Here is a 6,592-nt window from a genome sequence, read left to right on the forward strand (position 1 = left end):
TCCAGGGGCGGAAACTCGGCCGTTCGTTGGGCGGACGAGTTTCCGCCCCTGGAGTAGGAGACATCGCCGCGAGCCGCGCCACGCTGCGCCGCCACCGGGCGGTGACCGGGATGGTCTTCCAGCACCACCATCTGATCGGCCGCCTGACCGCGCTCGCGAACGTCCTGATGGGCCGGCTCGGCCATCAGAGCACCCTGCGCTCGCTCTGGCCTCCGTCGCGGAGCGATCAACGTTTCGGATTGGAGGCGCTAGAGCGCGTAGATCTTCTCGATCGCGCCCTCACCCGCGTGGACCTGCTCTCCGGCGGGCAGCAGCAGCGGGTGGGCATCGCGCGCGCGGTTGCACAGCGGCCCCGGCTCATCCTCGCCGATGAACCGGTAGCCAGCCTCGACCCGGCGACGGCGACGCGGGTGCTCGATCTCCTCCGCAGCATCTGTCGGACGGACGGCATCTCAGCCGTGGTGAGCCTGCACCAAGTCGATCTGGCCCGGCACTTCGCTGACCGGGTCGTCGGGGTCCGTGGAGGCGAGGTGGTCTTCGACGGCCCGCCAGCCCGTCTCTGCGACGGCGTCCTGTCGCGAATCTACGGCGCACGGCCCGCCGAGGTCTCGGTCGACATCGTCGAAGCTCCTCGTGCGCGGCGGGCCGCGATCTACGCCTCCCGAACAGTCTGAAGGAAAGCCATCATGATTTCGAGACGTACCTTCGGCGCCGGCTTGGCGCTGAGCGCCGTCCTGCGTGCCGGACCGTCGCTGGCTCAGGGCGCGAATCCCGACACGCTCAAGGTCGCGCTGCTGCCCGACGAGAGCGCATCGACGATCATCCAGAACAACCAGGGCCTGAAGAGCTACCTTGAACAGGGGCTCAATAAGCGCATCGAACTCGTGGTCACGACCGACTATTCTTCCATGATCGAGGCCATGCGCTTCAAGCGTATCGACCTCGCCTATTTCGGGCCGCTCTCCTACGTCCTCGCGAAGAGCCGTTCGCCGGAAATCGAACCGTTCGCGGCACTCGTGTCGGGCGGGCAGCCGACCTACACCAGCTACCTGATCGCCAACGTGGCCGCAGGCATCGCGCGAGCGGACGACGTGAAGGGCAAGACGGTCGGCTTCGGTGACACGGCGTCCACATCAAGCCACCTCATCCCTCGGGCCCTGCTCAAGAACGCTGGCCTCGAAGCCGGTCAGGACTACGGCTTTCAGCATCTCGGCACCCATGATGCCGTCGCGCGGGCCGTACAGGCAGGCCATGTGCAGGCCGGCGGTCTCAGCCGGCCCATCTTCACCGCCCTCGTCGAGAAGAAGAGCATCGATCCGGCCAAGATCAAGGTCGTGGCGGAGAGCCGACCGATCCCGAACTATCCCTGGACGGTGCGTGGCGACCTCGCGCCGGACCTCAAGGAGAAGATCAAGGCCGCTTTCCTAGAGATCAGGGATCCAGTGATCCTCAAGCCGTTCAAGGCCGAGTCCTTCGCCCCCATCACGGACGCGGACTACGACCTGCTTCGGGAGACGGCCAAGCTCCTCAACATCGACTTGACGAAGGTGAAGGGCTGAGCGATGGCTCGAGCGCCCTCACTTGCGTCGGCGGTCGGTGCCGCCGACGGCTATGACGCCATTCTCGGACGGGCCCGTGGCGCGTCGGTCCGCCGGCTCATGGTTGCCCTGCCGGCTGCCGCCGCGATCCTCGCCTGCCTCTGGAAGGTGGGACTTCTCGATCCGGGGCGCCTCGCCGAAGGCGCGCCCGCGATGGCGCAGCTTCTCGGTGAGATGACCCCGCCCGACTTCACGCGATGGCGCTCGTGGGTGGGACCCATCGTCGACACGCTCGCGATGAGCGTGGCCGGCACGGTGCTCGCCGTGACCTTGTCCCTGCCGCTCGGGCTGCTGGCTGCCCCCAACACGAGTCCGCACCCGTTCGTCTACGGCGCGTTCCGGCTGCTGCTCAACGCGCTTCGGTCGGTCCCCGAACTGATCATGGGTATCTTCTTCGTCGCGGCCGTCGGATTCGGCGCGCTGCCGGGCGTTCTGGCGCTGGGCCTGCATTCCACCGGAATGGTCGGCAAGTTCTTCGCCGAAGCGATCGAGCACGTGGACCACAAGCCGATCGAGGCGGCACGAGCGGCCGGCGCTTCGCCCCTTCAGGTCGTCACGCATGCCGTGCTGCCCCAGGTCCTGCCGCAGCTCACCGACACGACACTCTATCGCTGGGAATACAACTTCCGGGCCTCCACGGTGCTCGGCGTCGTCGGCGCGGGCGGCATCGGCTTCGAACTCATCGCCTCCCTACGCCTGCTCCAATACGATCAGGTCGCAGCCATCATGCTTTGCATCCTGGCTGCCGTGACGCTCGTCGACGCCCTGGGCGGGGCTCTGCGCCGCCGGCTCAAGTGAGAAGCACCATGCGTTTCAAGGTCGTCGTCACGAACCCCGTTTTCCCTGAGACCCGCGAGATCCTGGAGGAACTCTGCGACGTCGACATCAACCCAGGCCCCGAGCCCTGGCCCGTGGCAGAGGTCCGCGCTCGCTGCTCGGACGCGGACGCCCTGCTGGCCTTCATGACCGACTGCGTGGATGCCGGCTTCCTGGAGGCCTGCCCGCGCCTGAAGGTGGTTGCGTGCGCGCTGAAGGGTTGGGACAACTTCGATGTAGAGGCCTGCACACGGTCCGGCATCTGGCTCACCGCCGTTCCCGACCTCCTGACCGAGCCGACGGCCGAGTTGGCGGTCGGCCTGGCCATCGGCCTGTGCCGCAACGTGGTGGCCGGCGACCGGGCGGTGCGGGCCAGCTTCGACGGCTGGCGACCGAGGCTGTACGGCAGCGGCCTGTACGGCAGTGTCGTCGGCGTTGCCGGAATGGGGAAGGTGGGCCGGGCGATCACGCGCAGGCTGAAGGGCTTCGGCGCACGCGAACTCCTCTACTTTGATGAGCAGGCGCTTCCGGCTTCCGCTGAGGCGGAACTCGGCGCTTGCCGCGTATCCTGGGACACGCTGGTGGGTCGAAGCGACTTGTTAATCCTGGCGCTTCCCCTGACACCGGACACGCGCCACATGCTCGATGCCGCCGCACTCGCCGCAGCCAGCCCCGGACTGCGGATCGTCAACGCCGGTCGTGGCTCGGTCGTGGACGAAGCAGCCGTGGCCGAGGCCCTCGCGGAAGGCCGCCTCGGGGGCTACGCGGCCGACGTCTTCGAGATGGAGGATTGGGCACTGGACGACCGTCCGCGGCGCATCGCACCCGGACTGCTCACGGACGAGGACCGAACGCTGTTCACGCCGCACCTCGGCTCGGGTGTCGTCGACACGCGCCGCCGGATCGAGGCGGCGGCGGCCCATAACCTTCTCGACGCCCTAAAGGGCTTGGTGCCCGCGGACGCGATCAACCACCCCGATAGCCTGCGCGGGTTCGATGGCGCGAACTGAGCGCGGAGGGGGTGGCAAGACGCCGGTGCTGAACCTCCAATACGTGGAGACGCTCCTAGCGGTCCTGGCGACGGGCAGCTTCCACGCGGCTGGCCGGTATCTCAACCTGTCCCAGCCGACGGTCTCTCAGCATGTGCGCAAGCTGGAGACGGCGCTGCGGGCGACACTCGTCGAGCGCGATCCAGCGGGGTGTCGCCCGACACCCCAGGGACGAGCCCTGCTCCCTCATGCAGAGGCGTTGGTCCGCGCCAGCCGACGCGCGGAGGAGGCGGTTGCGGGAAGCCGGCTCGCGATCGGCGCTTCAGGCAATATCGGCACCTTCCTCATGCCGGAGATCCTGCGACGCTACGAGGAAACGCACGCCGCGACCGCGGACGCGGAAATTGCCACCAACCCTCACCTCATCGCCCGGCTCGAAGCTGGCGAGATCGATGTTGCACTGCTGGAATGGTGGGAGCCGCGAACCGGTCTGGATGCCCACGTATGGCGTCGCGAACCGCTCGTTGTCATCGTGGATCCCGACCATCGGTGGGCTGGACGGGCGCATCTGACGCCACAGGATCTGACCGGCGCATCGCTGCTCGGAGGCGAGCCGGGAAGCGGGACGGGACGTGTTCTTCGCGAGGCCCTCGGTGCGGTCGGTGCAGGCTTCCGCCTCGACCGGCAGCTCGGCAGCACGGAAGCGGTGAAGCGCGCAGTGCGGGCCAGACTGGGGATCTCGATTGTCATGGCTTGCTCGGTTCAAGATGAAGTGCGGAGCGGAGTGCTGGCCGCATTGCCTGTGGCAGGCATCGAACTCAGCAAAAATCTCTTTGCGGCTTATCGCGATCCGCTGCCTGAAACCGCGCGAGCCAGCAGCTTCCTCACAGTCCTGACCGCTCATTAAGGCTGTTGTACCGGTCGGAGACGGTTTAGGTGCGAAACGCAGACTGGCAGCTACAACCCTGGTCAGTCATTCCGCTTTGCAGCCAATCGGCATTTTCGTGAACGGCGGCGCCGTCTGGTCTAGGTCAGGACATCGCACGCCGTCTGGACTGCAACGCGCCAGAAGCCGACATCAGCGCGCTGCCCAAAACCGGAGCTTAGGCTTCGCGCTCCATGTCGGTCATTAAGGCTGATTTCGTCGTTTCCGAAACTGGACGTTACAAGCGCCGAGTGGCAGGTGGCCCGTGAGCGGACGTTTCCCGCAACCCGTGTCCTTGGCGACTGCCCTCGATCCAATTTCCCGGTGCGCAATGAGACCGGACGAAAGTGCGAGGGACGATCTGCGCGCGATAGGAGCCCTGGAGGCTTACCGGCATCTCCACGTGCACCCGTATATGGTGGCGAGCGGGGACGGCCCTGTACGTCTAAGCCGGCACGGAGCGGAGTGACCGAAGGTGGAAATCAGCGGCGAAGGCCTCGACGACATCCTGATCGAGCTCTACCGGCGGCTGCTCGACCAAGGCGCTCGTAATAAGGGATCCCGTGGCGAAACGATCGAGATGCTGGGCGTCGCGCTCCGCATCGCCAAGCCCAGGGCACGCTTGAGTCGATCCGAGAATCGAGGCAAGCCGTTCAGCGCGCTCGGCGAGTTCTTCTGGTACCTAACCCAGTCGAACAGGCTCGATTTCATCGAGCCGTACATCCCCGACTATAGGAAGGAGGCCGTCGACGGCGTTGTGCCTGGTGGGTACGGCCCCCGTCTCTTCGCCATGCGAAACGGCATCGATCAGGTCGATAGCGTCATCCGCCTGCTGCGGTACAAGCCCTCGTCCAAGCGCGCCGTCATCCAGCTCTTCAACGCCGAGGACATCGCGCTCGACTATCCTGCCGATCTCGGCACGCCGTTCCATCACCCCGAGACCCCGTGCACGATCAGCCTGCAGTTCCACCTTAGGGACGGCTCGCTGCACATGTCGGTCAACATGCGCTCTAACGACGCCGTCCTCGGATTGCCGCACGACGTCTTCTGCTTCTCGATGTTGCAGGAGATGATGGCGAGGCGCCTGGGAGTCGAGCTCGGAGAGTACCTACACTATGTCGGGAGCATGCATTTCTACGACGATCGCCACGAAACGCTCCTTGAGTATCTGGACGAAGGGTACCAGCGAACGTTCGAAATGCCTGAGATGCCGAAGGGCGACCCCTTCGAGCATGTCGACGCTCTCGTGGCCGCCGAGGGGCGGGTCCGATTGAAAGAACGGGTCGTCGCCGGCGAACTCCTGCCGGAACCTTACTGGGCCGACATCCTGCGGATGATGCAGGTGTTCTGGTCCTCAGGTGACGAGGCTCGCCTCGACGAGTTGAAGGCCGAGCTTCAAGAGCCTGCTTATCGTGCCTATATTGAGGGCCGCCGGGGAGCGAGGCTCAAGGAACCGTCGCCCCGCGAACCCGTCGACGCGAGGAGGAAGCCGGAGTGACGTGGCCGTCCTGGGCCGGGGAGAAGACGCGCATCGCGAACTCCCTGAGCCGGCACCAGCATCCTCTCCCGGGCATCGCGGCGCCCGCGGCGCTCGACTGCCTCGCCACGCAGTTCATCGCCAGCCTGCGGCGCGAGAGCTACTACCAGGTCGTCCAGCGCGGGCCGATCCATCCCCGTCGGGCCGACCCGAACGATCCCGGGTTCGATGCCGAACGCGCGGTCGCCTACCACGTGCAGAACGGCGACGTCGACGAGGCTGCCTGGCTGGTCTTCCTGATGACCCACTTCGCGCGTCCCGTGGATACCGGTTGGCTGCGCTTGCGCGACGTCTACGGTCGGCTCGGACAGGGAAGGTGGGACTGGGCGACGGTCAGCGGCAACCCCGCGGCCTTCAACGCGTGGCTCGCTGCGAATTGGCAGGGGATCCGCGGCAAGTTCGGCAACCACCGCAAGTACGAGAGCCTCCGCCCGAACGCCTCCCGTCCCATGAGCGCGGTAGTTGACAGCTACGTGAGATGGATCGGACCTGCGGGTCACGCCCGCTTTTTCGCCGATGTCGTCAGGCGGGCCGGCAACGACCCCCACGCCATCTTCGACGTCCTCTACCGCGAGCTCCCGATGCCGACCTTCGGTCGGCATCGGGAGCTCGCGGTAGAGGACGTCGAAGATGGCGTGGGGGTCGTTGCCGGCCCGCCTGACGACATCGGCGAAAAAGCGGGCGTGACCCGCAGGTCCGATCCATCTCACGTAGCTGTCAACTACCG

General features: G+C 66.3%; 6 protein-coding genes and 2 pseudogenes. 7 read left to right on the forward strand and 1 reads right to left on the reverse strand.

Going from position 1 to position 6,592, the window contains the following annotated elements; genetic code table 11:
* The first annotated feature begins 26 nt into the window (after positions 1-26).
* The 7 genes and pseudogenes from MFF42_RS23215 to MFF42_RS23245 all read left to right on the forward strand — a co-directional run.
* A complete protein-coding gene (locus MFF42_RS23215) occupies positions 27-674 on the forward strand; it encodes a phosphonate ABC transporter ATP-binding protein (protein ID WP_444980423.1) in 648 nt (215 codons plus the stop codon).
* A 12-nt stretch (positions 675-686) separates the two neighbouring features.
* Entirely contained in the window at positions 687-1,559 is an 873-nt protein-coding gene (phnD, locus tag MFF42_RS23220) for a phosphate/phosphite/phosphonate ABC transporter substrate-binding protein (protein WP_238258100.1), read from the forward strand.
* Positions 1,560-1,562: 3 nt separating this feature from the next.
* Positions 1,563-2,396 (forward strand): phosphonate ABC transporter, permease protein PhnE, encoded by an 834-nt coding sequence (gene phnE / locus MFF42_RS23225; protein WP_017483141.1) that lies wholly within the window; start codon positions 1,563-1,565, stop codon positions 2,394-2,396.
* A gap of 8 nt (positions 2,397-2,404) precedes the next feature.
* Complete coding sequence (locus MFF42_RS23230) at positions 2,405-3,424, forward strand: phosphonate dehydrogenase (RefSeq protein ID WP_183669216.1); 1,020 nt, start codon at positions 2,405-2,407, stop codon at positions 3,422-3,424.
* 25 nt (positions 3,425-3,449) lie between these two features.
* Positions 3,450-4,310, forward strand: a complete 861-nt coding sequence (locus tag MFF42_RS23235; protein WP_043376518.1) for a LysR family transcriptional regulator — start codon at positions 3,450-3,452, stop codon at positions 4,308-4,310.
* A 493-nt stretch (positions 4,311-4,803) separates the two neighbouring features.
* Positions 4,804-5,826: a thymidylate synthase gene (locus tag MFF42_RS23240; RefSeq protein ID WP_017483144.1), complete on the forward strand. Its 1,023-nt coding sequence runs from the start codon at positions 4,804-4,806 to the stop codon at positions 5,824-5,826.
* A pseudogene (locus MFF42_RS23245) lies at positions 5,823-6,407 on the forward strand (alpha-glutamyl/putrescinyl thymine pyrophosphorylase clade 3 protein); the annotation flags it as partial. The gene MFF42_RS23240 and the pseudogene MFF42_RS23245, both read left to right, overlap by 4 nt.
* A gap of 111 nt (positions 6,408-6,518) precedes the next feature.
* On the opposite strand, the pseudogene MFF42_RS23250 reads toward MFF42_RS23245, so the two are convergent.
* A pseudogene (locus MFF42_RS23250) lies at positions 6,519-6,575 on the reverse strand (hypothetical protein); the annotation flags it as partial.
* Positions 6,576-6,592 lie beyond the last annotated feature (17 nt).

Origin of the sequence: Methylorubrum podarium, assembly GCF_022179745.1 — a bacterium.
In the GTDB taxonomy this organism is placed as follows: Bacteria; Pseudomonadota; Alphaproteobacteria; order Rhizobiales; family Beijerinckiaceae; genus Methylobacterium; species Methylobacterium podarium.

Excerpts from the sequence above, each read along its gene's own strand:
- phnD (WP_238258100.1), top strand. The coding sequence starts at position 687 with ATGATTTCGAGACGTACCTTCGGCGCCGGCTTGGCGCTGAGCGCCGTC.
- phnE (WP_017483141.1), top strand. The coding sequence starts at position 1,563 with ATGGCTCGAGCGCCCTCACTTGCGTCGGCGGTCGGTGCCGCCGACGGC.
- MFF42_RS23230 (WP_183669216.1), top strand. The coding sequence starts at position 2,405 with ATGCGTTTCAAGGTCGTCGTCACGAACCCCGTTTTCCCTGAGACCCGC.